Source organism: Vibrio sp. 1F255, from assembly GCF_041439145.1.
Taxonomy (GTDB): domain Bacteria; phylum Pseudomonadota; class Gammaproteobacteria; order Enterobacterales; family Vibrionaceae; genus Vibrio; species Vibrio crassostreae_C.
In genome coordinates this window covers 1-26211 of sequence record NZ_JBGONQ010000004.1, presented here as the reverse complement: position 1 = coordinate 26211, position 26211 = coordinate 1, and the positions used below count along the sequence as shown (strand labels likewise).

30 protein-coding genes are annotated in these 26211 nt (G+C 45.2%); 22 read left to right on the top strand and 8 right to left on the bottom strand.

The window, feature by feature from the left end; genetic code table 11:
* Window position 1: 1 nt before the first annotated feature.
* The 3 genes from flgB to ACED41_RS04115 all read right to left on the bottom strand — a co-directional run bounded on the left by flgB (window position 2) and on the right by ACED41_RS04115 (window position 2418).
* A complete protein-coding gene (gene flgB / locus ACED41_RS04125) occupies window positions 2-397 on the bottom strand; it encodes a flagellar basal body rod protein FlgB (protein WP_004736175.1) in 396 nt (131 codons plus the stop codon).
* Between the two features lie 255 nt (window positions 398-652).
* Window positions 653-1480 (bottom strand): protein-glutamate O-methyltransferase, encoded by an 828-nt coding sequence (locus ACED41_RS04120; protein ID WP_004736174.1) that lies wholly within the window; start codon window positions 1478-1480, stop codon window positions 653-655.
* 11 nt (window positions 1481-1491) lie between these two features.
* The gene (locus ACED41_RS04115; protein ID WP_017066180.1) at window positions 1492-2418 is read right to left on the bottom strand and encodes a chemotaxis protein CheV; all 927 of its coding nucleotides are present in this window, start codon (window positions 2416-2418) and stop codon (window positions 1492-1494) included.
* 77 nt (window positions 2419-2495) lie between these two features.
* Here ACED41_RS04115 and flgA point away from each other — a divergent pair, with 77 nt between their 5' ends.
* The 3 genes from flgA to ACED41_RS04100 all read left to right on the top strand — a co-directional run bounded on the left by flgA (window position 2496) and on the right by ACED41_RS04100 (window position 4230).
* Window positions 2496-3242 carry a flagellar basal body P-ring formation chaperone FlgA gene (gene flgA / locus ACED41_RS04110; RefSeq protein WP_017064135.1) on the top strand — a complete coding sequence of 249 codons (747 nt, stop codon included), beginning with the start codon at window positions 2496-2498 and terminating at the stop codon, window positions 3240-3242.
* A gap of 178 nt (window positions 3243-3420) precedes the next feature.
* Complete coding sequence (gene flgM / locus ACED41_RS04105) at window positions 3421-3738, top strand: flagellar biosynthesis anti-sigma factor FlgM (RefSeq protein ID WP_017062263.1); 318 nt, start codon at window positions 3421-3423, stop codon at window positions 3736-3738.
* A 66-nt stretch (window positions 3739-3804) separates the two neighbouring features.
* The gene (locus ACED41_RS04100) at window positions 3805-4230 is read left to right on the top strand and encodes a flagella synthesis protein FlgN (protein ID WP_017062264.1); all 426 of its coding nucleotides are present in this window, start codon (window positions 3805-3807) and stop codon (window positions 4228-4230) included.
* A 240-nt stretch (window positions 4231-4470) separates the two neighbouring features.
* Here the strand turns inward: ACED41_RS04100 and flgP are convergent, their stop codons facing one another.
* The gene (flgP, locus tag ACED41_RS04095) at window positions 4471-4902 is read right to left on the bottom strand and encodes a flagellar assembly lipoprotein FlgP (RefSeq protein ID WP_016791311.1); all 432 of its coding nucleotides are present in this window, start codon (window positions 4900-4902) and stop codon (window positions 4471-4473) included.
* Window positions 4903-4911: 9 nt separating this feature from the next.
* Window positions 4912-5547 carry a FlgO family outer membrane protein gene (locus tag ACED41_RS04090; RefSeq protein WP_017064137.1) on the bottom strand — a complete coding sequence of 212 codons (636 nt, stop codon included), beginning with the start codon at window positions 5545-5547 and terminating at the stop codon, window positions 4912-4914.
* A gap of 192 nt (window positions 5548-5739) precedes the next feature.
* Here ACED41_RS04090 and ACED41_RS04085 point away from each other — a divergent pair, with 192 nt between their 5' ends.
* Window positions 5740-6873: a flagellar assembly protein FlgT gene (locus ACED41_RS04085; protein WP_017064138.1), complete on the top strand. Its 1134-nt coding sequence runs from the start codon at window positions 5740-5742 to the stop codon at window positions 6871-6873.
* Between the two features lie 139 nt (window positions 6874-7012).
* A complete protein-coding gene (locus tag ACED41_RS04080; RefSeq protein WP_017062268.1) occupies window positions 7013-7519 on the top strand; it encodes a hypothetical protein in 507 nt (168 codons plus the stop codon).
* 128 nt (window positions 7520-7647) lie between these two features.
* Here ACED41_RS04080 and ACED41_RS04075 read toward each other — a convergent pair whose 3' ends face one another.
* Genes ACED41_RS04075 through ACED41_RS04065 form a run of 3 tightly spaced genes read right to left on the bottom strand, consistent with a single transcriptional unit; the run spans window position 7648 to window position 10404 of the window.
* The gene (locus tag ACED41_RS04075; RefSeq protein WP_017062269.1) at window positions 7648-8889 is read right to left on the bottom strand and encodes an NAD(P)/FAD-dependent oxidoreductase; all 1242 of its coding nucleotides are present in this window, start codon (window positions 8887-8889) and stop codon (window positions 7648-7650) included.
* Window positions 8890-8912: 23 nt separating this feature from the next.
* Complete coding sequence (locus ACED41_RS04070; protein WP_017062270.1) at window positions 8913-9986, bottom strand: methyltransferase; 1074 nt, start codon at window positions 9984-9986, stop codon at window positions 8913-8915.
* Window positions 9987-10014: 28 nt separating this feature from the next.
* Complete coding sequence (locus tag ACED41_RS04065) at window positions 10015-10404, bottom strand: hypothetical protein (protein WP_017062271.1); 390 nt, start codon at window positions 10402-10404, stop codon at window positions 10015-10017.
* Window positions 10405-10476: 72 nt separating this feature from the next.
* On the opposite strand from ACED41_RS04065, the gene ACED41_RS04060 reads away from it, so the two are divergent.
* From ACED41_RS04060 to ACED41_RS03980, 17 genes are all read left to right on the top strand, one after another.
* On the top strand, window positions 10477-11226 hold the full coding sequence (locus tag ACED41_RS04060; protein ID WP_170962821.1) for a beta-ketoacyl synthase chain length factor: 750 nt from the start codon (window positions 10477-10479) through the stop codon (window positions 11224-11226).
* The gene (locus ACED41_RS04055; protein WP_017064140.1) at window positions 11223-11993 is read left to right on the top strand and encodes a 1-acyl-sn-glycerol-3-phosphate acyltransferase; all 771 of its coding nucleotides are present in this window, start codon (window positions 11223-11225) and stop codon (window positions 11991-11993) included. The genes ACED41_RS04060 and ACED41_RS04055 overlap by 4 nt, the downstream gene beginning before the upstream one ends.
* A 105-nt stretch (window positions 11994-12098) precedes the next feature.
* Window positions 12099-12359 carry a phosphopantetheine-binding protein gene (locus tag ACED41_RS04050; protein ID WP_004736154.1) on the top strand — a complete coding sequence of 87 codons (261 nt, stop codon included), beginning with the start codon at window positions 12099-12101 and terminating at the stop codon, window positions 12357-12359.
* 10 nt (window positions 12360-12369) lie between these two features.
* Window positions 12370-12627 (top strand): acyl carrier protein, encoded by a 258-nt coding sequence (locus ACED41_RS04045; protein WP_004739745.1) that lies wholly within the window; start codon window positions 12370-12372, stop codon window positions 12625-12627.
* Window positions 12627-13184, top strand: coding sequence for a septation protein IspZ (locus ACED41_RS04040; protein ID WP_017062274.1), 558 nt, complete (start codon window positions 12627-12629; stop codon window positions 13182-13184). Before ACED41_RS04045 ends, ACED41_RS04040 begins: the two co-directional genes overlap by 1 nt.
* 6 nt (window positions 13185-13190) lie before the next feature.
* Window positions 13191-14579: an AMP-binding protein gene (locus ACED41_RS04035; RefSeq protein WP_017064141.1), complete on the top strand. Its 1389-nt coding sequence runs from the start codon at window positions 13191-13193 to the stop codon at window positions 14577-14579.
* 88 nt (window positions 14580-14667) lie between these two features.
* Window positions 14668-15030 carry a 3-hydroxyacyl-ACP dehydratase gene (locus ACED41_RS04030; RefSeq protein WP_017062276.1) on the top strand — a complete coding sequence of 121 codons (363 nt, stop codon included), beginning with the start codon at window positions 14668-14670 and terminating at the stop codon, window positions 15028-15030.
* Complete coding sequence (locus ACED41_RS04025) at window positions 15023-16822, top strand: glycosyltransferase (RefSeq protein ID WP_017062277.1); 1800 nt, start codon at window positions 15023-15025, stop codon at window positions 16820-16822. The genes ACED41_RS04030 and ACED41_RS04025 overlap by 8 nt, the downstream gene beginning before the upstream one ends.
* Entirely contained in the window at window positions 16800-18347 is a 1548-nt protein-coding gene (gene hutH / locus ACED41_RS04020) for a histidine ammonia-lyase (protein WP_017062278.1), read from the top strand. Before ACED41_RS04025 ends, hutH begins: the two co-directional genes overlap by 23 nt.
* 39 nt (window positions 18348-18386) lie before the next feature.
* A complete protein-coding gene (locus tag ACED41_RS04015; RefSeq protein WP_017062279.1) occupies window positions 18387-18890 on the top strand; it encodes a thioesterase family protein in 504 nt (167 codons plus the stop codon).
* Entirely contained in the window at window positions 18877-19557 is a 681-nt protein-coding gene (locus tag ACED41_RS04010) for an outer membrane lipoprotein carrier protein LolA (protein ID WP_017064143.1), read from the top strand. Before ACED41_RS04015 ends, ACED41_RS04010 begins: the two co-directional genes overlap by 14 nt.
* Window positions 19529-21901, top strand: a complete 2373-nt coding sequence (locus ACED41_RS04005) for an MMPL family transporter (protein WP_371724529.1) — start codon at window positions 19529-19531, stop codon at window positions 21899-21901. Before ACED41_RS04010 ends, ACED41_RS04005 begins: the two co-directional genes overlap by 29 nt.
* Window positions 21898-22521, top strand: a complete 624-nt coding sequence (locus ACED41_RS04000; protein ID WP_029235193.1) for a DUF3261 domain-containing protein — start codon at window positions 21898-21900, stop codon at window positions 22519-22521. The genes ACED41_RS04005 and ACED41_RS04000 overlap by 4 nt, the downstream gene beginning before the upstream one ends.
* 5 nt (window positions 22522-22526) lie before the next feature.
* Window positions 22527-23726, top strand: a complete 1200-nt coding sequence (locus ACED41_RS03995; protein ID WP_017062283.1) for a beta-ketoacyl-[acyl-carrier-protein] synthase family protein — start codon at window positions 22527-22529, stop codon at window positions 23724-23726.
* Window positions 23719-24183 (top strand): hotdog family protein, encoded by a 465-nt coding sequence (locus ACED41_RS03990; RefSeq protein ID WP_017062284.1) that lies wholly within the window; start codon window positions 23719-23721, stop codon window positions 24181-24183. The genes ACED41_RS03995 and ACED41_RS03990 overlap by 8 nt, the downstream gene beginning before the upstream one ends.
* Entirely contained in the window at window positions 24180-24905 is a 726-nt protein-coding gene (locus tag ACED41_RS03985) for a 3-ketoacyl-ACP reductase FabG2 (RefSeq protein WP_017062285.1), read from the top strand. The genes ACED41_RS03990 and ACED41_RS03985 overlap by 4 nt, the downstream gene beginning before the upstream one ends.
* Window positions 24902-26125, top strand: a complete 1224-nt coding sequence (locus ACED41_RS03980; protein ID WP_017062286.1) for a beta-ketoacyl-ACP synthase — start codon at window positions 24902-24904, stop codon at window positions 26123-26125. The genes ACED41_RS03985 and ACED41_RS03980 overlap by 4 nt, the downstream gene beginning before the upstream one ends.
* Window positions 26126-26211: the final 86 nt, after the last annotated feature.

The window sequence follows — 26211 nt, the reverse complement described above, 5'->3', positions numbered from 1 at the left end:
ATTATTCCCCTTTAATCGCTTTAGTTAAATTCTTGAACTTACTTCCTAAGAAGTCGAGAGAGGCTTGATGCCTAATTTGGTTTTGCATGAAAAGGTTTCTTTCCAAATCCAAATCAACCGTGTTGCCATCTCCTGTATCAGGTTGGGTAGGAATGCGATACTTCGTTTCCCCGTTCACCGTTGTTGAGGCAGAAATGTGCCGACCATCTGTACGGCTAAGACCAATGCTTGCCCCAGAACTTGCCGCTTGCAGTGATTTCTTAAAGTCTAATCCCTTTGCTTTATACCCAGGCGTGTTTGCTTGCGCGATATTGGTGGAAAGCACCTCAGCGTTACGCTCACGTACACCAACTGTGTGCTGGTGAATGCCCAAAGCATTGTCAAAAGAAATAGCCATGTAAACCTCAACTCAAGAACTGACTGTTATGAAATAACCAAAGCAATATATATACCAACTTTTAAAACAAAGCGGTCTATCAATACTTTTACAGGTTACTCGTAGGTAAACTTGCAATATACAAGCCAAAAAATAGAGTAAATTGGAATGTCACTCTGACTTAAAGATATAGCTTAAGCAGGAAAAAGAAAACCCAGCACTTGGCTGGGTTTTGAATTTAAGCAGTAACGTCGCACCTTATACTGGTGCTATTCATTACTTTAATTTGTAGATGATGCCTGGATTACAGCGAACCATTTCAAAACGATCGGTTAAGCCTGTTAACGATTCAGACGCACCCAATAGTAGGTAACCACCAGGGTTGAGGCTGTTTGCCATCTGGTTAAGTACCTTTGACTTCATATCAGGTGAGAAGTAAATCAGCACGTTACGACAAAAAATGATGTCGAACTTGCCTAACAATGCATAGCTGTCCATCAAGTTTTGAGGACGGAAGTTCACCATGCGCTTGACGTTATCTTTCACTTTCATACGACCATCACCCGCATCTTCAAAGAAAGTACGACGGCGCTCTGGAGAAAGTCCGCGTCCCAAAGCTAGGTTGTCGTATGCGCCCGTGCGGCACATATCCAACATACTTGCTGAGATGTCAGTTGCGGTAATCGATACATTTGGCAGCATACCCGGCTTACGAGCTTGAGTTTCAAGAATCGTCATTGCCATTGAGTATGCTTCTTGGCCTGAAGAGCTTGCGGCAGACCAAATCTTAATAGGACGTTTATTTGCCGCTATTTCCGGTAGAAGCTTATCCGCAAGCACAGCAAACGGGTAAGTATCACGGAACCAAAGTGTCTCGTTCGTCGTCATGGCATCGACAGCAGCCACACGCAGCTCACGGTTTCGACCTGTTACTACATCTCTCAACAAATCAGACAAAGAAGCTAACTTAAACTTCGTTACTAATGGGCTTAGACGACTGCGCACTAAATACTGCTTGCTGTCACCTAATACAATGCCACATTGAGATTCTAAGAAACGGCTGAAATCGCGATACTCTTGATCACTTATTGTTATAGCAGTCATTAATGTCTCTTTTAGTTAGTTAACGCAGCTTTTACAGCTGCACCAAGCTCATCTGGGTTGAATTTAGCGATGAAGGAGTTAGCTCCAACACGCTCAACCATGGCTTGGTTAAATACACCACTCAACGATGAGTGTAAAATTACGTATAGATCTTTAAGTTCGGCGTGACGACGAATCTCAGCAGTCAGCGTGTATCCATCCATTTCTGGCATTTCGATATCAGAAATCACCAATGAAATCTGATCGTAAATACTGCCTTCTGATGACATCTGTATCAGCTTCTCGTAGGCTTCTTTACCATCCTTCACCGAGATAACTTCAAAACCAATCGACTCAATAGCACGTTGAACCTGCTTACGAGCAACGGTCGAGTCATCAGCAATCAAGATGCGGCGAACCAGTTCTTTCTCTTGTTCGACTTTCGCAATATCTTCAGCAATCTTGCTGTCCATTGTTTCATCAACAGGAGAAATTTCTGCAAGGATCTTCTCAACATCAAGAATTTCTACCAATTCATTATCAATGTTGGTTACCGCTGTCAGGTAGTTAGCTCTACCTGCGCCATCTGGCGGCGGAAGAATCGATTCCCAGTGCATGTTAATAATGCGCTCAACTGAACTTACCAAGAAACCTTGAATGGTTCGGTTAAACTCAGAGATAACCACAAAACACTTTTCAATATCCGTTGTAGGACGGCCACCAATCGCTAAGCTCAAGTCGATCACAGAGATCGTTTGGCCACGAATGTGTGCTACACCTTTAACCAGTGGGTTCAAGTTTGGCATCTTTGTCAGCTTAGGGCATTGCAGCACTTCTTTTACTTTAAAGACATTAATGCCGTAACGCTGACGCCCCATTAGGCGAAAGGTTAGTAATTCTAATCGGTTTTGACCGACGAGTTGCGTACGCTGATTCACCGAATCAAGAATACCCGTCATGAGCTCATCTCCATATCAAACTTTTTTGTATAAAAAGTGTTAGTCTACTGCAGGCTACGAACCACCAGAGAAACGGAATGACGTATTATAAAACAAATTTGCCACCTCTTTCCATAGCAATGTGTAGAGCTACTTTTAAAACTGTCGCTAAGTTTATCGGCATTTTATCAATATTGTTTAGTTTTTTTGTACAAGCTGCGACCCCAGAACAAATTGAGATGATTCAGTCTGCAGCGGAGCAACATATCCTTGATACAGTTGAGCAGCCACAAGGTGGCGAACTCTTTGTTAATTCAGCAAATGTTGACTCAAGAATCAAAGCGACAGACTGCCCAGTGCCTTTAGAGACCAGCGCTTCAACAACCACCAATACCCGCAGCAGTATTACGGTTTTAGTGCAATGTGTTCCTGATGAGTGGCGAGTTTATGTACCGGTGCGCCTTTCGATGTCGGTGCCTCTTGTCACCACCACTCGCTCACTCGCGAGAGGCGAAATCGTCGGTCAATACGATGTCACCACCGCTATGATTTCTCTTAACAAGTTTCGTCGCCAAGGTTTCACAGCTCCACATCAGGTCATCGGCGCTAAGGTAAAAAAGAACCTAAGACCGGGCGATGTTGTAGAAAGAGGTGATATCTGTGTCGTGTGCCGAAACGAGAAGGTTATCATACAGGCAGTAAAAGGTGGCATGACCATTACCACCAAAGGAACTGCGCTTACCGATGGCTCTATGGGTGATCAAGTAAGAGTGAAAAATGATAAATCACAGCGTATAATTGAAGGGATTGTTACCAGCATGTCTGAAGTCACGGTTTACTTTTAACTCTTTACTTCTAAATTGACGGTATCGTTAGCGATTTCACCCTCAACTCTAACGCCAAATATAACGGCTGCGGTGTTTTGTCCCTTTTCGACTATTGAGCTAAAAATTGCTAAAGTATTCGAACCCTTGGTCGATATTGACTGTACAGGTTCCCATTTTTGAAGAAAAAGGCTTAACTATGGCAGGCATTGATAATATTCGTTCAGGGCAAACCCTAACGACCACTAACCGATCAGCAGTACGCTCTGATTCTAGTTCTGAGGCATCACGCTCTGATGTATCAACTAAATCACCAGCAAGCAAAGATGCGGTTTCACTGAGCCAACAAGGCAAAGCGATTGGTCAGCTCCACCAAGATATGGCAGCACAGCCAAGCTTTGATTCTGTGAAAGTAGCAGCGATCAAAGAAGCAATTGCGAATGGTTCATACACTGTCGATCCAGAGAAACTGGCTGACAACATGATCAAGTTCGAAGATGAATTAAAAGGTCTTTAAGCCAACACTCACTTTTGATTGAAGTGATTGTCTTAAAGCATACGAGGTTATGAATAGGTTTACGTTATGGCGGCACTAGCAGATTTAGTTAATTTTCAACTTCAAAATGCCAAAGCCTTATCTGAATTATTAAGTTCAGAGAAAACCGCTATTACGAGCCGACAATCAAACGATATTGAGCGAATCGCCAAAGAAAAAGTAGTCCTTGTTGAACAATTAAGATCAACCGATCAGCGAATCGCGACCCATACCAATATCTCAGAACTGACCGAGAACCCTGAACTTGCTCAGTTAGTCACTAAGATCCAGTCCATAGTGCACGATTGCCAGCAAGCGAACCTTGTGAATGGCGAAGCCTTAAATCGAGCGCACCTTAGCTTCAAAAAACTCAGCAATATGATGCAGCAAAGTCACGGAAAAATTGGCATGACCTACAATGCCGGTGGTCAAACGCATACTATTTCCACGCTGGGAACCAACGTAAAAGCCTAGTTAAGCTACCTCTTCAACAACACTCCTACTTAAGTCTGTATCTCAGGCTATTTCTGTCGTTGTTCTTTATCAAAATTTCTAATCAGCCTTTGAACACCCTGACAAAATCGATAAACAAAAAAGCGGCAAGTATTTTCATACTTGCCGCTTTTACATCCATATTAGTTATTGGTTGCCGATATGCCATCTGGAAAGCGAGTAGCAACCAATATCACTGAATATTCAATTCGAACACCGAAATTAGAACAGTGTTTGTTGTCTCTTCTCAGGTACTGCCTGAACTTCACCGTAGTTACGTAGCTGATCCATCTTGCGAATATCCAACTGAAGCTCTGTTACGTAGCTATCACCCACAGGGTAACTGCGCACCACTTCTGCGCCACGGATAACACCATCAACCGCACCTGACGTACGCTCTGTACCAAGCCGTTGATCTTCAAGTTCTGCTCGACCGCTTACTCGCATGCCGTAAACCTGTTCAGCAAGCTCACGATAAGCATCGATCTTAGAGGCTCTCATCGCGCGGATACGTCTCTCTTCGTCGTTACGACCTTTCTGCTCACTGATACTCGCATAGCCAACAGCCACTAAGAAATCATCAGGTCTCATGCTCTGCAATGGCTGACAGCCAACAAGCAATAAAGCGGCAACAACAAACATTAACTTCTTCATCTCGAACTCCTAAGGGCGAAGAATAACAGTATAAGGCTGACTGATCGTTGGATCGGAACGAATGATCACGCCATCTTGAGTTCGAATACTGTTGAGAGTATCTAGGTCACGGCCAATACGGTCTGCAGGTAAGAAGCCTTGTGCCGTCGCCACTACAATTCGAGTTTGCATGCCAACAACGCGAGCATTTACTAGTACACCGCCTTCTTGGCGAAGCATGGTGCCTGTCAGTACGTACTGTACGTCTTGTTCTTGAGCTAAGTCTTTCCAATCGCGGCTTAACGCAAAGTCACCTTGATGAGTCACTTGAATAGAACCTGTTGTTTTGAAATCAACAACCTTGAAGCCACGACGCTGAAACTGATGAATGAAACCTTCTGATACCGAGTTTCCTAGCCAGTTCGTTGTGTCCATGTGTTGCAGGTCAACAAACGACGTAATCGCTATCGGAGTTCTTGCTGAGATACTCGTATTCGAAATGATCAGATCTTCGGTCATACTTTCCACGAAGAAATCCATGGTATGACGAGGGCTATCCATCAACATAAACTGACTGCCTGAATATTCAGACTTGCCGTTATAGATTGGCGAATAAGCGCATGAGGTCAACAACATGACACTCATTACTACGAGCCATTTTTTCATTCTCTTATCTCCAGATAGGTTTAGTGCTCCCTGTTCCAATATGTTCTCACCATTATTCTTTTCAATGGATTACAATGTTGGAACAGTCTTTGCTTTTCATTAATGGTTCAGATTAAGAAAAACGCACTTAAGTCAGCTTCAAGCTTATAGTTATTTGTTAAGCAATATTTATACCCAACTGGTAACGAATAGATGAAAAAAATAATTTCTTACTTATTTTCAATAAGTTCACTGATAACCATAAGCTTCAGTGCTCATGCCTCTTGGTATGAAGTTACCGGTACCGCAGCCATCGTATCCTCAGAGGAAACGGCAAGGGTTCATGCTCTGGAAGACGCGGTATATAAAGCGATCCAGTTCTCAGGTGCTGATATTGGTAGTATCTCCAACCTCACGCCGTACCTCGACGCAAACAAGAAAGAGTTTCAATTTACCAATCATGAAGTGCGCTACATCTTGGTAGAGAAAGAGAAAAAACGCAGTGGCAATATAATGATCACCGCAAGGATCGATATCTATCCTTCGGCAAATGCTTGCCATGAGAGCCAATACAAGAAGACATTTTTAGTCGGCAACATTGATGTGACCTCCCCTCAGCAAGCTGTAATGGGCAGAATCTATAACATTGGTGATGATTTTGGCCATGTCGTGGACCGACAGCTGGCGCAAGAGTCTCGCAGCTTTGTTTCCGTTGGCACGACCAATTACGATATCGACAAGCGTCGACCAGAGGTGATCAAGATGATCGCCCAAGACACTGGCGCGCAGTACATCATTGGTGGCGACATTACCGATTTAACCGCGACCATCGAATCCAAGCTTTTGAAAGACGACATCATCAATCGTCAGTTTGCGTTAGAGATGCAAGTCTTCGATGGTAAAACAGGACATCAGGTTTACAACCGTAGCTATCGTGAAGTGGCAAAGTGGCCATTTGCTAAGACCAGTGAAGTGGACACCCGCAGTGCTCGTTTCTGGGCATCAACCTACGGCAGTATGATGCTGCGTGTTAGCCGCAATATTATGTTGGACTTGGAATCTGAAGTGTCATGTAAGATCACGCTTCCAGAGGTGGCAGCGGTATTTGGTAACACGGTGACCATTGATTTAGGTCGAATGCATGGCGTACAACAAGGTGACAAGTTGCAACTGTGGCACACAGGTTCGTTTATCGACCAACGCGGTTTGCCACGCAACAAGGTTTCTCAAAGCGACATCACCCTAACGGTTTCTCGCGTTTACGAAAACGAAGCGGAACTCACGATTGATCAGCCAAGCCTTGCGGGAAGCATTCAAATTGGTGATGTGATGCAGAAAATCATGTAGTTAGCGACACTCTCGTCTCAGAGTTTCTAATAAAGCCTTAGCAAAGATGCTAAGGCTTTATTTTTTTCATGGGTATTAGTTTCGGTTTTGCAGTATTTGGCGTAATCTTATTAATAACATAATCATCACTTAGCAAACTATGAGTCAGAATAATCTAATTGGTGCTACCGGTTACCGCTTTATCTCGAAAGGTAAAACCGCTTTTAAGATCCACATCCATACTCCCGAAGATACGGTGCTGCATCGATCGGTCGGTTTTGTTCGTATGGGTGAAGACAAAGCACTAAAGAAAACCATTAAATTAAGAGATGAACTGGGCAGACAGCTTTGGGGTAAATTTTGGCCCAAAGTCCTCAAAGAGCCCTACCTGATGACGCGCCTGCCTCATAGTCTAGAACCCAAAATTGTATTCAAACCAAATCCAACTCAGAGTGATCCTGAACACCGCGACGAATGCTACATCGCTAAGTGGCGCGTCTTCTCTGAGAATGGTGACTACAAGTACAAAACCAAGGTATGTTCAATCAGAAAGCACGGCCGACTTGCCGCTTATAGCCAAACCAAACGTGCGCTGCTTGATGCTCACAAAGACGTAATTGATCTACTTATATTTATGGGACGATTGAACAGCATCGACTTAAAATAGGCTTAAATCCGATTAAGCTGACCACCCATATTTTTCAGATACAAAAACAGCCGCACATTGCGGCTGTTTTTAATTTATGACGATCCATCGTGACAATTTAGAGTATTGCTACATACAAAATCGATTACCTAGTTTCGGCATATCTCAGCCAGTGTCGCCAATCGGCGCTTAGACTCTTTCACATAAGGGTTGGCTTGATCCCATGCGTAACCCGCCAGAATTGAGCACACCATCTGCTTAATCTTTGGATTTGGATCTTGATAGAAAATCACATCCTGCAAAGTACCTGAGTACCACCCCTCAACATACGTTCTAAAGGTGTTTACACCAACCATCAAAGGAGCGGCATAATCGCGTTCCCAATCTACCTTCTCACCGTTAAGTTGCTTTTCAACACACTCAACCGCAAACTGTGCCGACTTCATCGCAATCGTCACGCCTGACGAGAACACCGGGTCAAGGAACTCGCCGGCATTGCCAAGCAACGCGTACTTATCCGTCGCCAAATGTTTTACATTGGCAGAATAGCCACCAATTTCACCCGCAGGGTTTGGATACTCGGCGCTTGCCAGTATCTCAGCCAAGCCCGGCTCTTCCGCTGCCAGCTGTTTAATTGCAGCAATCTTGTCTTCTGGATAGGACTCAAAGAACTTAGGCTCTCCTACGACACCAAACGAAGAGACACCGTTACTAAACGGGATCAACCAATACCAAACATCAGGGTTGGTTGGATGCACAGAGATAAGAATTTTATTTCGGTCATATTCAAGATCGGTATCCACCTCTGCAATATGATCGTTAATGTGCGTAAAAATAGCTTTGCGTGGAGGGAGCGATGACGGCTCTGCCAAGTTAAGCATTTTTGGTAGCACTCGACCAAAACCACTGCCATCCAGAACGTATTGCGCTTCTATCTGATAACGCTCTCCACCCAGCACTTGTACATCTAAAATGGTGCTGTCGTCGGTGAAATTAATGCCCATTAACTCATGTTGGTAATCAATGCAGACACCCTGCGCCTCAGCCGTATCTGCCAAAACCTTATCAAAGGCACCTCGCTGAACCTGAAACGTAGTTCCAGGGCCAGAAGAGAACTTGTCTTCAAAATTAAACGCCGTATAAACGCCATTTTTGCGAAAGGCAGCGCCATCTTTGTATTGGAAGTTAGCGTTGATCACTGCGTCAGTCATCCCAGCCTGTTCAATCACTTCCATACAAGCTGGTAATAGGCTTTCACCAATAGAAAAGCGAGGGAATACGCTCTTTTCAATCACTCGAACATCGATGCCTTTTTTATGAAGTAAAGACGCAGCAATAGACCCTGATGGCCCAGCTCCGATGATCACCACTTGAGTTGATAGTTTTTTCATTATTTAAGCCATGTTTGTTATTTTTATTGCGCGCCAGCTTTCAATTCTAGAAGCGTGTGACCAAGACCGATATCGTCGGTACGCGTTACCACTTCAAAGCCCGCTTCTTCAACAATCTCTAAGAAATCTTCACTGCGGTAAAAACGACTGTTGCCATTGGCCAAGCAGGTAAAGTAGAGAGACGTCGCGTTTAAGCTATAAGAAGCCGCATCGTATTTCTGTGAATCCCAAAACAGTTCAAGGATATAGACAGTCGCATCTTCTGACATATGAGAGCGAACGCGCTTTAATATGCTCAGAATCTCCATTGGCGAGAAACAATCAAGGAACTGACTCATCCACCAAACATCCGCGCCCGTTGGCAGAGTTTGCTGTTTATCGAGCATATTCGCTGGGAATGGCGTGACTCGCTCTTGATGACCATGCTTTGCCGCGTTTGCCATTGCCATTTCTAGCTGCTGTGGCAAATCAACAATCGTCACCTCAACGTCCGCATCATGGTTGCAGCATTGCATCGCCCACTTACCCGTGTTGCCGCCGATATCCACCAGCGACTTAGGTTTCTTGCTGAAGACTTTTTCAAGTAACACAGGGAACGAGCGATCCGAATAGAAGTGATCAAACTTGAACCAACTCTCTTTTGCTTTTTCTGGCAATTGAGACAAGCCTTGGTAAATGGTTTCCCAATCACCCAACTCTTTCAAGCCTGCAGGTGTGCCTTCTTCAATCGCTTCTGTTAGATGCATCATCGCGGCATAACAAACATCGGCTGTGAAATCCATGTTTGCGTTAGTCATACCATCATGCAGAAGGTAGAAACCAAGGTTAGCCATTTTGTAGTTAGGCTTTTCCCAAGTCACAATATGAGCACTTAACGCCATATCGAGCAGGACTTTCACGCCGTACTCAGAGACACCGGTCGATTCAGAGATAGACTCTGCTGGTAAACCCTCGTTGCCCGCGTCATCTAACGCTTTCAAAATGCCTAAATCACGAAGTGTACGAGCAGTATGAAAAACAATCGGAGCGAAAGACAATTTCTGCGCTTCTGTTTTTGCTTCTAATGCGTTGAATGGATCTAATTTATATTCCGACACGAAAAACCTAACTTTAAATAATAGAGAGTTACTCAGCTGCCATTTGCGCAAGCTTACGTTTAATATCAACGTTTAAGTTATTAACCCAACGGTTGTAATTACGGTGTATTTCACCATCGTCGTACTTCAAATTCTCTGATTCAACGTAAAGAATAGAGTAAAACTTATCACTATAAGGAATTTCAACCACAGCGTGGTGCGAACGAACATACAATTCAGCGCGGATCAAACCAGGCTTTATTTCTGAAACCAACCAGCCTCGATTTTCAGCAGATTCAGAAATAGCTGATTTAACCTGTTTACTTTGAAGATTCAGTGCAACTGGAGTATCCTCAACATTCATTACAGGTTGGACGCGTCCACATCCTGCAAGAACGAATATGAATAACATTGAAACTGCTATTTTTAGTAATTTCATTTAAATTCCTTATCTGTGTTTATTTATAAGCGCGCATAGTATTTAGTTAGACTCAAAGCAAATCAATACTCTATGTCAAATCAATCCCAATTAATGTCGTTTAATATTGAGAAATGGTCTGCAAATTCGGCTGGTCTCAATTCTGTTGCCCAATGGCAAGCGTGGAGCACTAATTTAGATTGGCCACAAGATGGCTCAACTGAATTTAAAGCGATCCCACCGATGATGCGCCGCCGAATGAGCCTACAAAGTAAATTGGCCGTTCAAACTGCATTGACACTCTTAAAAGACAACTCGATTGATTATCTGGTTTTTGCCAGTCGACATGGTGAACTGCACCGAACCGCAACCTTGATCCAGTCGATATTGGAAGGTGATGATGCCTCGCCAATGGCGTTTTCACAGTCGGTGCATAATACAGCTGCAGGGTTAACTACCATCGCAGCGAAAGCACCAATCCCTCTGACCTCTATTGCGGCCGGCCAAGATACTTTCCACAACGCTCTGATCGAAGCTTATCTTTACCTACATCAGTACCCGTCACATCGTGTACTCGTCATTGACTTCGACCAGCCTTTGCCTGAGCTTTACCAAGAATACGAAACACAAGACTATACGGATTATGCTCTGGGCTTAGTGCTCAGCGTTGGCAGTGAATATTCTATTACTAGAACAGTAGAAGCCAACCAAGCACCTTCCGTGTTACCACAAGGGCTACAAACGCTCCAACATATCTTATTGGGCGCAAATAAGTGGGCTATTGCTGGCAAGCACCAAACTTGGTCTTGGGTAAATAACACCGAGACAGGTCCACAATCATGAGCAAAATCGACCAATATTGGCGAGTATTCGCGACAGGGCTGTGCTTTACCATCTTTGGTCTAGGTGGCTTAGTATTAAGCTTCTTAATCTTACCCACTATCGCGCTAACGACTTCCAACACCATTAAAAGAGAGCTTAAAGCACAGCGATTGATTCGTTTCTCATTCAACGCCTTTTGCCAAATCATGAAGTTCACCGGAGCAATCGATTACCGAATTGATGGTGCAGAACTACTGCGTAACGACCGTAACTGCATTATCGTCGCCAACCACCCAAGTTTGATTGACTATGTGCTGATCGCCTCTCAACTTCCTCAATGTGATTGCCTCGTCAAAGCGGCCATTTGGGAAAACCCTTTTATGAAAAGGATTGTCAAAGCGGCAGGTTATATACCGAACCAAGCCCCTGACGATCTTTTAGAGCGCTGTGAAGAACGCTTCTCACGTGGCAATGTCATGCTGATTTTTCCCGAAGGAACTCGCACAACGCCAGGAATTGAACCATCCTTACAGCGTGGGGCGGCACAAATCGCGACTCGAACACAAACCGATTTACGCGTGATTCATATTACGGTTTCTCCGACATTCTTAACGAAAGAGAAAAAATGGTATCAAGTTCCTGCGTCGAAGCCCTTTTTTCATGTCGCGGTGAAAGGTAAAATAGAAGTCGAACCATTTATTGAAGGCTCAAATAATTTAACTTCGGCAGCAAGGCGCCTTAATCATCATCTTGCACAAACAATTTTCCCTTCCGAAGAAAACATTTAGCGTATCAATAACATAACAGGCGATATCGGCATTTCGAAAATACCTCATATAATGTAGAATCGCCCCCTTAAAGCAGCATTCAGATAAAGCATTAAGTAGGCCAAAGTGGAAACATTACACAACGAACTGAAACAACTGATCATCGACGCATTGAACCTTGAAGACATGAGCATTGATGAGATTGAAACGGAAGCTCCACTATTTGGTGATGGACTTGGACTAGACTCTATCGATGCCCTTGAGCTTGGCCTTGCTATCAAGAAAAAGTACAACATTGTTATCGATGCAGATGATTCAAACACTCGACAGCACTTTGCGTCAGTTGAAAATCTAGCGAACTACATCTCTTCTCAAACGAATAACTAGACAGATCTTTATGACACAAGCTAACCAACAAGAAGTATACAACCAGGTTAAAGATGCGCTTATTGAGCTGTTCGAGCTTGACGCTGAAGATATCACCCCTGAAGCTCATCTCTATCTTGATCTAGACCTAGACAGCATTGATGCCGTTGATTTGGTCGTTCACCTACAGAACGTCACAGGTAAGAAGATAAAACCTGAAGAGTTCAAAGCAGTGCGCACCGTTAATGACGTTGTCGAATCTGTGGTTGAACTATTGAAGGACGCCTAATGCGTCCTCTGCTGACTTTACTGTCGGCAATTATACTTTTCACTTATCCAATAGCGGTTTACTTTGGACTCAACAAGTTTGGCTTACAAACCGTTGGTATTGCCTTAGCCGCTATCTTTGCTGTACGCATTTTCACCGGCGGTCAGGCTAAAATCAAAGAGCTAAAACACCTAGCTTGGATCAGTGGAAGTGCCGGTATTGTTCTGCTGGCTTTAGGCTTAGCCTTTAAGCAACACGGCTGGCTAACCTATTATCCCGTTATCGTTAATGTTTGTATGCTGGTTGTATTCGCTTCGAGCCTATGGCAACCACAAACGATTATCGAACGTCTTGCTCGCCTTCAAGAGCCTGAACTTCCGCAAAGTGGCGTTGATTACACACGAAAAGTCACCAAAGTGTGGTGCTTGTTCTTTGTTATCAATGGCTCTATTGCCCTTTACACCTGCTTCCAACCGCTAGAAGTATGGACCCTATACAATGGCTTACTCAGCTATCTGTTTGCAGGGTTACTCTTTGCAGGAGAGTGGGTAGTAAGACAGCGCATTCGTCAGAGTTAAATTGTTATGACCCAAACCGTATCTTACACCTCGTTGTCTGAGCTTCTTAGCCAGGACAGAGCCCCTGAATCTATTGTCTGCTTTGACGACAATAGCGAGATTACGTGGCAAACATTTAACGACGACTTATCTCAACTCGTACAATTTTTGTCTTTATCCCCTTTTCAACGAATCGCGATTTGTACCCAAGACAGCTACCTATTTGCGGTGGCCTTTTTGGCATGTACAGCAGCCAACAAACACATCATCTTACCGGGCAACTACCAGCCATGTGCGCTTGCTGAGTTAAGTAAGCAGTTTGATTGCCTGCTAGTTGATAACTCGATTGGCGAAGTTGAGGTGAATGACGTTCGTAATATCCAAACCTTATTGGATTCAAACACTGAAGCACAAAAACCTCTAACCGAGAATCTTACGACCATTGATTTGGCAACAGTCCCATTAACTCTGTTCACTTCAGGTTCAAGTGGCACGCCAAAAGCGATAGATAAAACGTTAGAGCACCTCGATATTGAGACCGCTCAGTTACACAAGAACTGGGGTGAGTTACTCAAGGGAAACCAAATCCAAAGCACAGTTTCTCATCAACATATCTATGGTTTGCTGTTTAGAATCTTATGGCCACTATGCTCTGGTGTTCCATTTGCTCGACACAACCTTGAATACCCAGAACAGATCTTATCTCACGCAAATCAAAACTGTGTACTGATCAGCAGCCCAGCGCTACTTAAACGATTAAAGCATGAGACCAACAAGGTACAACTTGCAGGAATCTTCTCTTCGGGTGGTCCATTGCCTACCGAGTCGGCTCACCAGTCACGAGATCTGCTTGGTCATTTACCGATTGAAGTCTTTGGTAGCACAGAAACCGGTGGCATCGCATTTCGTCAGCAAGAGAGCGCTCAAACGCCTTGGCAGCTTTTTGCCTGTATTGAGGCTAGTCTCAACAGTGAGAGTTGCATTAAGTTATTGTCGCCGTACATCGATAAGAATAACTGGTATCAAACCTCTGATGAGTGCGAGATGGTCTCGGAGAATCAATTCATATTGAAGGGCCGAACGGACCGAGTGATCAAGATAGAAGAAAAGCGAGTATCACTGGTTGAAGTGGAAAAGCGACTGGAGCAACTGCCTTGGATAAGTGAGTGCGTGGTTATTCCATTTGAGGAGCCTGAGCGATTAATATTAGCCTCTGTTTTGGTATTATCAGATGAAGGCCAAGCCGCTCTATCGACCATGAGCAAAGGTAAATTCTGGTTGATGCTGCGTACAGAACTCAGAAAGTGGTTAGAGCCAATCGCAATCCCGAGAAAATACCGTGTTGTCGATGAGATCCCCCTCAACAGCCAAGGTAAGCGATTAACATCTCACATAGAACAGCTAATAAAATCATAGAAACCGCTGATCGTATTTTACACTGAGATTATCTTTTTATATTTTTGTCAAAGAACCAATATTTGCCCAAGGATTCTAAGCACGCCCTATGGATAAAAGAAAACCAAACATCATTGCTGTAGACACGGTAGAAAATGAATCGACCCTGACACTTCATGTTAGCGGAGATATCACCGACTTTAATGGGCACTTCAAGAGCTTCCCTATTCTACCTGGCGTCACGCAAATTGATTGGGCACTTCACTACGCAGTCCAAGAGTTAGGCGTTCCTGGTTTCTTTAAAGGAATGGAAGTCATTAAGTTCCAAGAGCCTATCCTGCCTGACGCTACAATCCAGCTATCACTCAAATGGGATGCTGACAAAGACAAGCTGAGCTTTAGTTACACATCAAACAACGGTGAACAGACCCACTCTTCAGGCAAAATGAAGCTGGGAGAAAAAAGTGAATAGCGCTCCCGTCGAGGCTACTTCTCAACACCACACAAAAGAAAGCAGCTACAAGGCTTGCTTCCTTATCCCGTGCTTTAACCATGGCGCAACCATGCCGGCTGTGGTGTCGTCACTTCATCATTTTGAGTTACCGATCATCATCGTTGACGATGGCAGTGAACTCACAACAAAACAGTTTCTGTCTCCCCTAGCAGAGAATTCAAACGTAACCTTGGTGACGCTTGAACAGAACCAAGGTAAAGGCGGCGCAGTAAAAGCCGGAATCAAAAAAGCGCAGCAACTAGGCTTTAGCCACGCTATTCAGATAGATGCTGATGGGCAACACGACCTGGAAGCCTTGCCAACATTGATTGAGGCCTCACAAGCTAAGCCACAACGTCTGATATCAGGCCAGCCTATCTACGACGACAGCGTACCCAAAGCAAGGCTCTATGGGCGCTACGCGACACATATCTGGGTATGGATAGAAACCCTTTCTTTATCAATTAAAGACAGCATGTGTGGCTTTAGAGCGTATCCTATCAACCAAACTCAAACTGTGTTGAATAAGTACGATGTTGGTTCGAGAATGGACTTCGATATCGAGATTTTGGTTCGCCTGTATTGGGAAGGTTGCGACATAGACTTCGTTGAAACGCGCGTTATCTATCCCGAGAACGGCATCTCTCATTTCGATGCGTTGTGGGATAACGTCAAAATCAGTTGGATGCATACACGTCTATTCTTCAGCATGCTGCCAAGAGCACCAAAACTGATTGCTCGCCATTTCAAATCCGATTCAGCTGATAATAACCCAAATTTATCGACTGATTCAGAGCCGCAAGCTTCTGAACAACCACACTGGTCCCGCACTCAAGAACGCGGCACAGTATTAGGCATTAAGCTGTTATTAGCCATTTATACCTTGTTAGGTCGCGGTGTGTTCAACCTCATTCTGCGTGGTGTGATGCGTTACTACCACTTGACGGGCCAGCGTGCGCGAAACGCTTCCGAACAATATCTATTCCAATTAAAAGCCTATGCGGAACAGCAAAATATTGAGCTCCCCGGAGAACTAACCAGTTACAACCATCTGCTTTCATTTGGCCATACGATGCTCGACAAGCTCGCGGCATGGAAAGGTGATTTCTCGGCAGATAACCTGACTATTCATGGCCAAGACCAGTTCGAGAGCATGGTGGCAAATAAGCAAGGTGTGCTAATCCTTGGATCTCACCTTGGCAATATTGAGCTGTGCCGAGCTTTAGGTCGCAGACACTCGAACATCAAAATCAACGCCCTGGTTTTTACAGAACACGCCGAACGTTTTAATTCCGTGATGAAAGCGGTTAACCCGCAGTCTGATTTAAATCTGATTCAGGTGACATCGATGGGGCCTGATACCGCTATCTTGTTACAACAGAAACTAGAGCAAGGCGAATGGATCGTGATTGTTGGCGATCGAACTTCCACCAGCAAAGAGAGCCGCTCAGTATGGGCTGAGTTCTTAGGTAAGGAAGCTCCATTCCCTCAAGGTCCATTTATGTTAGCCTCGGTTCTCAAAGCACCCGTATTTTTGCTGTTTGGGTTACGTGACGACTCACAATCTAAGCCGCATTTTAATGTCTATTTCGAGCATTTTAGCAACAAGATCGAGCTACCAAGAAAGACTCGCGAACAATCTTTACAGCAAGTCGTGCAAAAATACGCAAATCGACTTCAGCACTACACACTGCAAGCACCGCTTCAGTGGTACAACTTTTTTAATTTTTGGACATTGAGCAAGCACCATGACGAAAAAGAATCCAAATAGCATCACCTTTGGTGCCGAGCGCCTCACGATTGAGGATGTTGTCGCTATCTCACAAGGCGCAAAAGCCTCGATGAACACAAGTGAAGCATTCACATCTAAGATCGACCGTGGTGTCGCTTTCTTAGAACGCCTATTGAAAGAAGAAGGTGTGATTTACGGTGTAACGACGGGTTACGGTGACTCATGTACGGTTGCGATTCCGCCAAACCTAGTTGACGAGCTACCACTGCATTTAACACGTTTTCACGGCTGTGGTTTAGGTGAAATATTGTCTCACGAACAAGCTCGTGCAGTCCTTGCAACTCGTCTTTGTTCGTTATCACAAGGTGTCTCTGGTGTGACTCACGATCTACTCAACCAGATCGTTACCCTAATCAACCAAGACATCTCACCACGCATTCCTCAAGAAGGATCGGTGGGTGCCAGTGGCGACTTAACACCTCTGTCTTACTTAGCCGCAGCACTGATTGGTGAGCGTGATGTAATCTACAAAGGTGAAGTGCGCCCAACCAGTGACGTCTACAAAGAGTTAGGAATTAGCCCTATCAAACTTAAGCCAAAAGAAGGCTTGGCGTTGATGAATGGTACGTCTGTAATGACGGCATTAGCTTGTATCGCTTACAAGCGTGCGGAATATCTAGCTCAGCTATCAACTAAGATCACCGCTATGGTATCAGTCGGTATGCACGGCAATGACTTCCATTTCGATGAAGCGCTGTTTGCAGTCAAACCTCATCCTGGTCAACAACAAGTTGCTGCATGGCTGCGTGATGATCTGCAAGCGGATCGCCCGCCACGTAACAGTGATCGCCTCCAAGATCGTTACTCTCTGCGCTGTGCTCCACATGTTATCGGCGTGGTTCAAGACTCTCTGCCTTGGCTACGCCAAATGATCGAGAACGAGCTAAACAGTGCCAACGACAACCCAATTATCGATGGTGATAATGAGCGCGTACTGCACGGTGGACACTTCTACGGTGGACACATTGCAATGGCGATGGATACGTTAAAAACTGCAGTTGCGAACCTTGCTGATCTGCTTGACCGTCAAATGGCTCAGCTGATGGACTACAAGTTCAACAACGGTTTGCCATTCAACCTAACGGGTGCTGAAGGCGAACGTAAGCCAATCAACCACGGCTTTAAAGCAGTACAGATTGGCGTTTCAGCTTGGACAGCAGAAGCATTGAAACACACCATGCCAGCAAGCGTATTCTCTCGCTCAACTGAGTGTCACAACCAAGATAAAGTGAGTATGGGCACCATCGCAGCTCGTGACTGTTTACGCGTTCTAGAGCTAACCGAACAAGTGGCAGCAGCGTCACTACTGGCGGGGACACAAGCACTCGAACTTCGTAAGCGCCACAATGAGCTTGATGAGCACCACATGAGTGAGAACCTCAAGCACATTCGCGACGAAGTGCTTAAGGAGTTTGAATTTATCGTAGAAGATCGACCACTTGAAGGCGATCTACGCCACTTCATTGCTCGTATTCAAAGTCAGCACTGGTCACTTTACTCATAAAGTAGCCAACCCTTTACGCAATATTGTTGAGAGCGATTTATGTCTGAAATCCTTCACCCATTACAATCTGAGGTGACGCTTATCACCTCATTCCAAGATGCCGACCCAATGGGCGTGATCTATCACGGCAACTACTTCCGATTCTTTGAAGAAGTTAGGCGCATCATGATGGATAAGATTGAGTACAACTACCATGAGATGAAGGATTCTGGCTACATGTGGCCTATCATCGATACCCGCGTGAAATACATTAAGGCGATACCGTTTAATCACAAGATTAAGGTAACGGCGAAACTCACCGAGTGGGAAAATCGCCTGCGCGTCGATTATGAAATTCATGATGCTCTAACCGGTGCTCGAATGACACGTGCTCACACCATGCAGGTTGCCGTCACCATCGAAGAACAAGAGATGTGCTTTGCCTCACCCAAAGTGTTTACTGACAAAGTCGAACACTGGCACCAATTTGGTTGCTTACCTCTAGCAACTGAACATCAAACACAAACCTCTAACCCACAGCAGGTGAACCATGAATCTGTTTAAACGCAGTCGCAAATACATCAATATCGCGCTAATTGGACTTACTGCGATGATGGCAAGCGGCCTTGTAAGCGCCAAAGAAAACTCTGCTGCTGTCAATTCTATTTCAGAGCTGCAGACGGTGCTCAGCGAAAATAGTATTGTGCGTGGTGAGTTCACTCAAACACGCAATATGGAGATGTTCGCCCAGCCTTTAACGTCACAAGGTACATTTCTGTTAGACAAATCAAGTGGCTTACTCTGGACACAAACCACTCCGTTTCCCGTGAACTTAGTGCTCACCGATAACAAACTGAGCCAAAGGTTTGCCGATCAACCCGCAAAAATCATCACCGACAAAGAAAATCCAATGGCGTTTTATTTCAGCCATATCTTCTTGTCAGTGTTTCATGGGGACACGCAAAAACTTCAGGAACAGTTCGCACTCAATTTTGAGCCCGCAACTAACACCAGCTCTGATGAAAATGTACAAGCATGGACACTGACTCTAAAGCCCAAAAATGCACCGATGAATGCGGTGTTTGAGGCTATCACGCTGCAAGGCAACAGCGATATTGAACGTATTGAGTTGAAAGAGATTCGTGGAGATAGCACAGTGATCGAATTCAGTCAGTTAAGCCATCTACCGGAAGTATTATCAGATGCTGAAGCGAAACAATTCCAACTCTAGTCTTGCCCTTGTTTGGCTTGTTGTTGTAATGCTGTTTAGCGGGTTGTTGACCAAACAATTCGCTTTTTCTTCGTCGGTACCGATTGAAAGCAACATTCTAAAGTTACTGCCCGAAAACCAGCAAGACCCAATGGTAGAGCAAGCCTTTCAGCAGATATCCAGCTCGATGAGCGAGCAAGTGGTATTTATCATAAGCGCTCCCGATATCGAACAAACCATGGTTGCGACCGACGCTTTTGAAAAAGCTCTCAACCAAAGAACTTTTTCAAGTCAGCCAACTCTGTTTAAGCAAGTTCAAGGTAAAATCAACGCCAGCACTCAAAGCCAGTGGAGCGATTTCTATTTTCGTCACCGATCTCAACTGCTGACCCAACAACAAAAAGAGACGCTGACACACTCGCCTGATTCGCGAGCTCAATATGTCATTCAGTCTCTGTACAATCCATTCTCAGGCGTCACTGCAGCAGAGTTATCTCTCGACCCATTCTTGTTATTTCGCGACTACATCAGCGCTATTGGCGTCCAATCAAGTAACTTTGTTCTGAAAGAGGGCTATCTCACGGCCCAGTCGAATGAGCAAACTCATATTTTAGTCACGGCTACTCTGGCGGACTCACCTTATAGCTTGGCGATTCAAGAACAACTTCCAGATCTTGATTCAATTGAGCGCGAGGTCGAAAAACAATTTGGCGTCAAGGTGCAGCATACTGGTGTGGTGTTCTACGCCAATTACGGTACCGAAAGCGCGAAATCAGAAATCAGTACCATTGGTTTGGGCTCATTGGCAGGCGTTATTTTATTGGTGTGGCTGACATTTCGTAGTGCGCTACCACTTGCCTTATCTTTACTCTCAATCAGTACAGGATTATTGGTTGCACTGGCAAGCACTGTCGCTATCTTTGGTAAGGTGCATCTATTCAGCTTGGTGTTTGGCGCTAGCTTGATTGGCGTATCCATCGATTACTCTTTTCACTATCTCACTGACCGTTTGGCCGCAGGAAGCCACTGGCAGAGCGATAAAGGCCTAAAGCATATTTTCATTGCCATCACTCTAGGTTTAATCACCAGCTTAATCGGATACTTAGGGCTACTGGTTGCGCCATTCCCAGGCTTGCAGCAACTGGCTCTGTTTTCGTCGATTGGACTGATCGCAGCTTACGCCAGTGTGGTGTGCTGGTACCCCGTTTTAGCGGTAAAACCAGGCCAAGAGCGCCCTCTTCCCCTGTTGAACCTTTGGCATACTTGGTTAAGCCTTTGGAGCAACCAAAAATTTAGAATTGGCTTACCATTAATAGTGACTGTCGTTAGTTTGATATCACTCAGCCAAATTCGCTACGACGACGATATTCGTCAACTTCAAGCGATGCCAGATCAACTCAAACAGCAAGAGCAAGCCATTACTGATATCTCAGGATTAGGCAGCGGTCAAAATATGCTGCTGGTGACCGCCAAGAGCGACCAAAAACTGCTAAAAAAACTGGCTGAGATCACCACGAGCTTAGATTCTTTGGTCAATAGCCAAGGTATCTCCGGGTATCGCAGCATCAATCAACACTTGTTAAGTAAACAAGAACAGCATGATAACTATCAGTTGGTTGAACAACTCTATAGTCAACAAAGCCATATATTACAAAGCTCTCTCGGTTGGTCTACGTTTCCAGAACTACCAAAATTCGAACCAATCACGGTATCTGGATTTTTGGAGTCTCCAGTCTCAGAGCCTGTTCGACCACTTTGGTTAAAACCTATCGACGGGCAAGCAGCGTCGGTCATTTTGATAAAAGACGTCACTGATGCTGAGCTTTTCTCACAGTGGTTGGAGTCAGATTTTTCTCAGAAGCAAGGTGTGAAACACCTCAATAAAGCGGATGAAATCTCCTCTCTTTTTGCTGAGTACCGCGTCAAGATTACCGAGCTGTTATTGATAGCATTGGCAGCTATTGGCATGCTGTTAGGCTGGCGCTATGGTGTGAAGCAAAGCCTGTTAATGCTGTTGCCTTCATTGATTGCAGGCGTAGCAGGTTTGGCGGTCACGGGCATTTTAGGCTCGACACTGAACCTATTTAACCTGCTTGGTTTGATTCTGATTTTAGGGATTGGCATAGACTACACCCTGTTCTTTGCTGAGCAAAAGAAATCGCTGAGCACCTTATTAGCGATCACCTTGTCAGGTCTCACAACACTACTTTCATTCGGCTTACTGTCGCTGAGCCAGACTCATGCTATTCATAGCTTCGGGGTGACGGTTCTGACAGGGATCTTTGTCGCTTGGCTGCTTTCTCCACTCGCGATCAACAGTAGTAAAAACGTAGAAGGACCAATTACTCGAGAGGCTTTTAGATGATCCAGACATTAAAGGTAACCTTCGCCATACTAGTGGGCATTCTAATGAGTGCCTGCTCGATGGTTTCTCAGCAGCCAAGTGGTGCGAGCGTATCTATCGATCAAGACACCGATCTAGCACTACCACTGCCAGCTGAACTGGGATACTCATTAACAGCCAGTCAGTTGATTAGCGCTACGTGGGAAAATGATACACAGCAGCTTCCGGTTCAAGTCGAAGTCACACCAGGTAAAGTGGTTTTGGCGGGGTTCTCCTCTTGGGGTACTCGCATTCTATCGCTGCAATACCAGAATCAAGTAATTGATACGCAGGTTTTGTCTGGGCTTGGCGCAACTTTGCCACAACCTGAACAGGTGCTATTTAATTTAATGCTTACCTTATGGCCGGCTGAAGCATGGGCTCAGCCTTTACAAAGCATAGGTTGGCACCTAGTCGATACCGACAAAACAAGAACCGTATTTGATGAAAACCAACAGGCAATCATTCAAATTGATTACCAAACAGATCCTGGTACACACAAAACGGCAGGCGACATTGTTTTCAAACATTTGACCCTGGGCTACAACATCACCATACAAACGTTGAACTCAACGATTGTCGACAATCCAAGTAAGAGTTGAACACTATGCCTATTTACATCCAAGACTGTGGTTTCCACTCAGCGCTAGGCTCAGAGATTGCCGATATTCATGGCTGTCTAAAAGACGAGCGTGAATCAAATATGGTCGAAGTGCACGATATGCTGAACGATGGTAAACACACTGTCGTTGGTCAGATCGCGGGTGAACTACCACCGATTCCTTCAGATCTTACGCAATACGCCACTCGCAACAATCAACTGGCGCTGTCGGCTCTTCACCAAATTGAAGATTCTATCGAGCAAGCCAAATCTCAGTTTGGCGCAGATAGAATTGCTGTTGTTATTGGCACCAGCACATCTGGGATCTCCGATGGTGAAGCAGTCTTCAAACAAAAATTGGCAAACGGCGAGTTTCCAGCAGATTACCATTACTCAAAACAAGAGCTTGGTGATACCTCAGAGTTCGTTAGCCAGTATTGCGCATTAACGGGGCCAAACTACGTCATATCTACGGCTTGCTCATCCAGTGGCCGCGTATTTCTGACCGCCCAGCGCTTATTAGATTCAGGTATGGCTGATGCCGTGTTAGTGGGTGGTGTGGATACATTGTGTAAGCTGACACTCAATGGTTTCCACGGTCTTGAAGCACTCTCAACAACACATTGTAAGCCATTTAGTGCAACCCGAGAAGGTATCAACATAGGAGAAGCAGCGGCATTTATGTTGCTCAGCAAAACAAAGTTAGCCGGTGTTAATGCAGCACAAGACACGTCAAACATTGCCTTATTGGGCTGTGGGGACAGCTCTGATGCACACCACATTTCAGCGCCTCACCCTGAAGGCAATGGTGCTGAACAAGCAATGAAAAAAGCGTTACATTCTGCACAGTTAAACGCAGAAGACATTGGTTATATCAATGCACATGGTACAGCAACGCCACTCAATGACTCGATGGAAAGTAAAGCCATTCATCGTATTTTTGCAAACAAGGTTCCCGTCAGTTCTACCAAACCGCTGACCGGGCATACTCTAGGCGCAGCAAGTGCGATTGAGGCTGCAATTGCGTGGCATATTTTGAAATATGACTTACCGCTTCCCTTACAAAAATGTCAGGATAAAGCTGAAGATATTGAGATTGATTTGGTAAACTGTTCACAGAAACTTAAAGCAAAGAACATCTTAAGCAACTCGTTTGCTTTTGGTGGCAACAACATTAGCCTGATTTTTGGTGTAGTAAATGACTGATATCCCTTCTGTAGACCAACTTCTCCCTCACGATGATCCGATGATATTAATCGATCGTGCTATCAGCGTAGAGGCGTTGTCGATCCACTGTCAGGTCGATATTGGTGACCATAATCTGTTCTTTGACGCCGAATCTCAAACGGTACCAGCATATGTTGGAATCGAGTTTATGGCGCAGTCTGTAGCGGCATGGTCTGGATATCACGCACTTAAAAACGGCACCACGCCCCCAATCGGATTCTTACTCGGCTCTCGTCGCTATAAATCACTGTGTGATGAGTTTACTCAAGGTCAGACCCTTGATATCTACGCCGAACAGATGATGGAAGACAGCGGTATGGCTGTGTTTACCGCAAGAGTCGAAGACCGAGGTGAGTTAGTGGCTCAATGCCAACTCAACGTCTACGTGCCGACCGAACAAAAATTACAAGAAATGAAAACTAGGAGCCCATCATGAGCCGTCAGGTTTTAGTCACTGGTGCCAGTAAAGGTATTGGTAAAGCGATCGCTATTCAACTCGCGAAAGACGGGTTTGAAATCGCCGTTCATTACATGGGTGACAAGCAAGGTGCTGAAGAGACGCTAAAGTCGATCACCGAACTGGGTGGCGCTGGACGTCTTATTCAATTTGATATCAGCAAACGAAGCGAGTGTCGCGAAAAGCTTGAGTCTGATATCGCTGAACATGGTGCTTACTATGGTGTAGTGAACAACGCGGGCATTACTCGTGACACTGCATTCCCCGCGATGACGGAAGAAGAGTGGGATGGTGTGATCCATACCAACCTAGATAGCTTCTACAACGTACTTCACCCTTGTGTAATGCCTATGGTTCAAAAGCGTAAAGGTGGCCGTATCGTCACTCTAGCGTCGGTATCCGGCATTATGGGTAACCGTGGTCAAACTAACTATGCTGCAGCAAAAGCGGGGGTGATTGGCGCAACTAAGTCTCTTGCTCTAGAACTCGCAAAACGCAAGATCACGGTAAACTGTGTCGCTCCTGGCTTAATTGACACAGGTATGGTTGACGAGCACGTGAAAGATCATGCACTTCCTCAAGTACCACTGCGCCGTATGGGTGAGCCGGAAGAAGTAGCCGGCCTAGTCAGCTACCTAATGTCTGATATTGCAGGCTACGTAACTCGCCAAGTGATTTCAGTAAATGGAGGCTTAGTATGACCCGCCGCGTTGTTGTAACTGGAATGTCTGGTGTTACTGCTTTTGGTAACGACTGGCAACAGATAGAGCCTAAGCTAAAGGCCTGTGAAAATGCGACTCAATATATGCCAAGCTTCGAGCAATATGATGGTCTCAACACAAAACTTGCCGCGCCTATTGATGACTTCCAACTGCCTAAACACTACAAGCGTAAGCAAGTGCGTGGCATGGGCCGTGTATCACGCCTAGCTACCGTTGCGACTGAGAATGCATTGGAGCAAGCCGGCTTAATTGGTCACGATGTATTGACCAATGGCGAAACTGGTATCGCTTACGGCTCTTCAACTGGCAGTACCGATGCGGTTGGTGCTTTCGGAGTAATGCTGAACGAGAAGTCGACACGAGCAATCACAGCAACCACTTACGTTCAAATGATGCCACACACAGCCGCGGTAAACGTAGGTCTGTTCTTTGGTCTGCGTGGCCGCGTGATTCCCACCAGCAGCGCCTGTACTTCAGGAAGCCAAGCCATTGGTTACGCCTATGAAGCGATCAAGCATGGTTACCAAACCGTAATGGTTGCCGGTGGTGGTGAAGAGTTATGCCCAACTGAGTCTGCCGTTTTCGATACCCTTTTCGCTACCAGTTTAAAAAACGACACACCCAAGAAATCCCCTAGCCCATACGACAGCGAGCGTGATGGCTTGGTTATCGGCGAAGGCGCTGGAACCCTGATCCTTGAAGAGTACGAACATGCTGTTGCTCGTGGCGCAAAGATCTACGCAGAAATCATAGGTTTTGCGAGCAACTGTGATGCGGCTCATGTGACTCAACCTCAGATGGAAACCATGCAAATCTGTATGGAGAAAGCATTGAGAGACGCACAACTTCCAGCTGAGAAGATTGGCTATGTTTCTGCGCACGGTACTGCGACTGAAAAAGGTGATATTGCAGAGAGTAACGCGACAGCGAATATCTTTGGTGAAGTACCAATCAGCTCTCTTAAGAGTTACTTTGGCCATACGCTTGGTGCATGTGGTGCAATTGAAGCGTGGCTCAGCCTAGAGATGATGCATAGCGGTTGGTTCAGCCCAACCCTAAACCTTAAGAATGTCGATGAACAGTGCGGCAAGCTCGATTACATCACGGGCTCAGGTCGCGAATTGGATGTTGAATACTTGATGAGCAACAACTTTGCTTTTGGTGGAATCAACACCTCTATCATCTTCAAGAAAGTCTAAGCTTAGCTACATAAAACGCTAAGTAAATAAAAAGGTTCATCGCGGATTAGCGGGAACTAAAAACAAAAACGGTAGTAAGTGATATG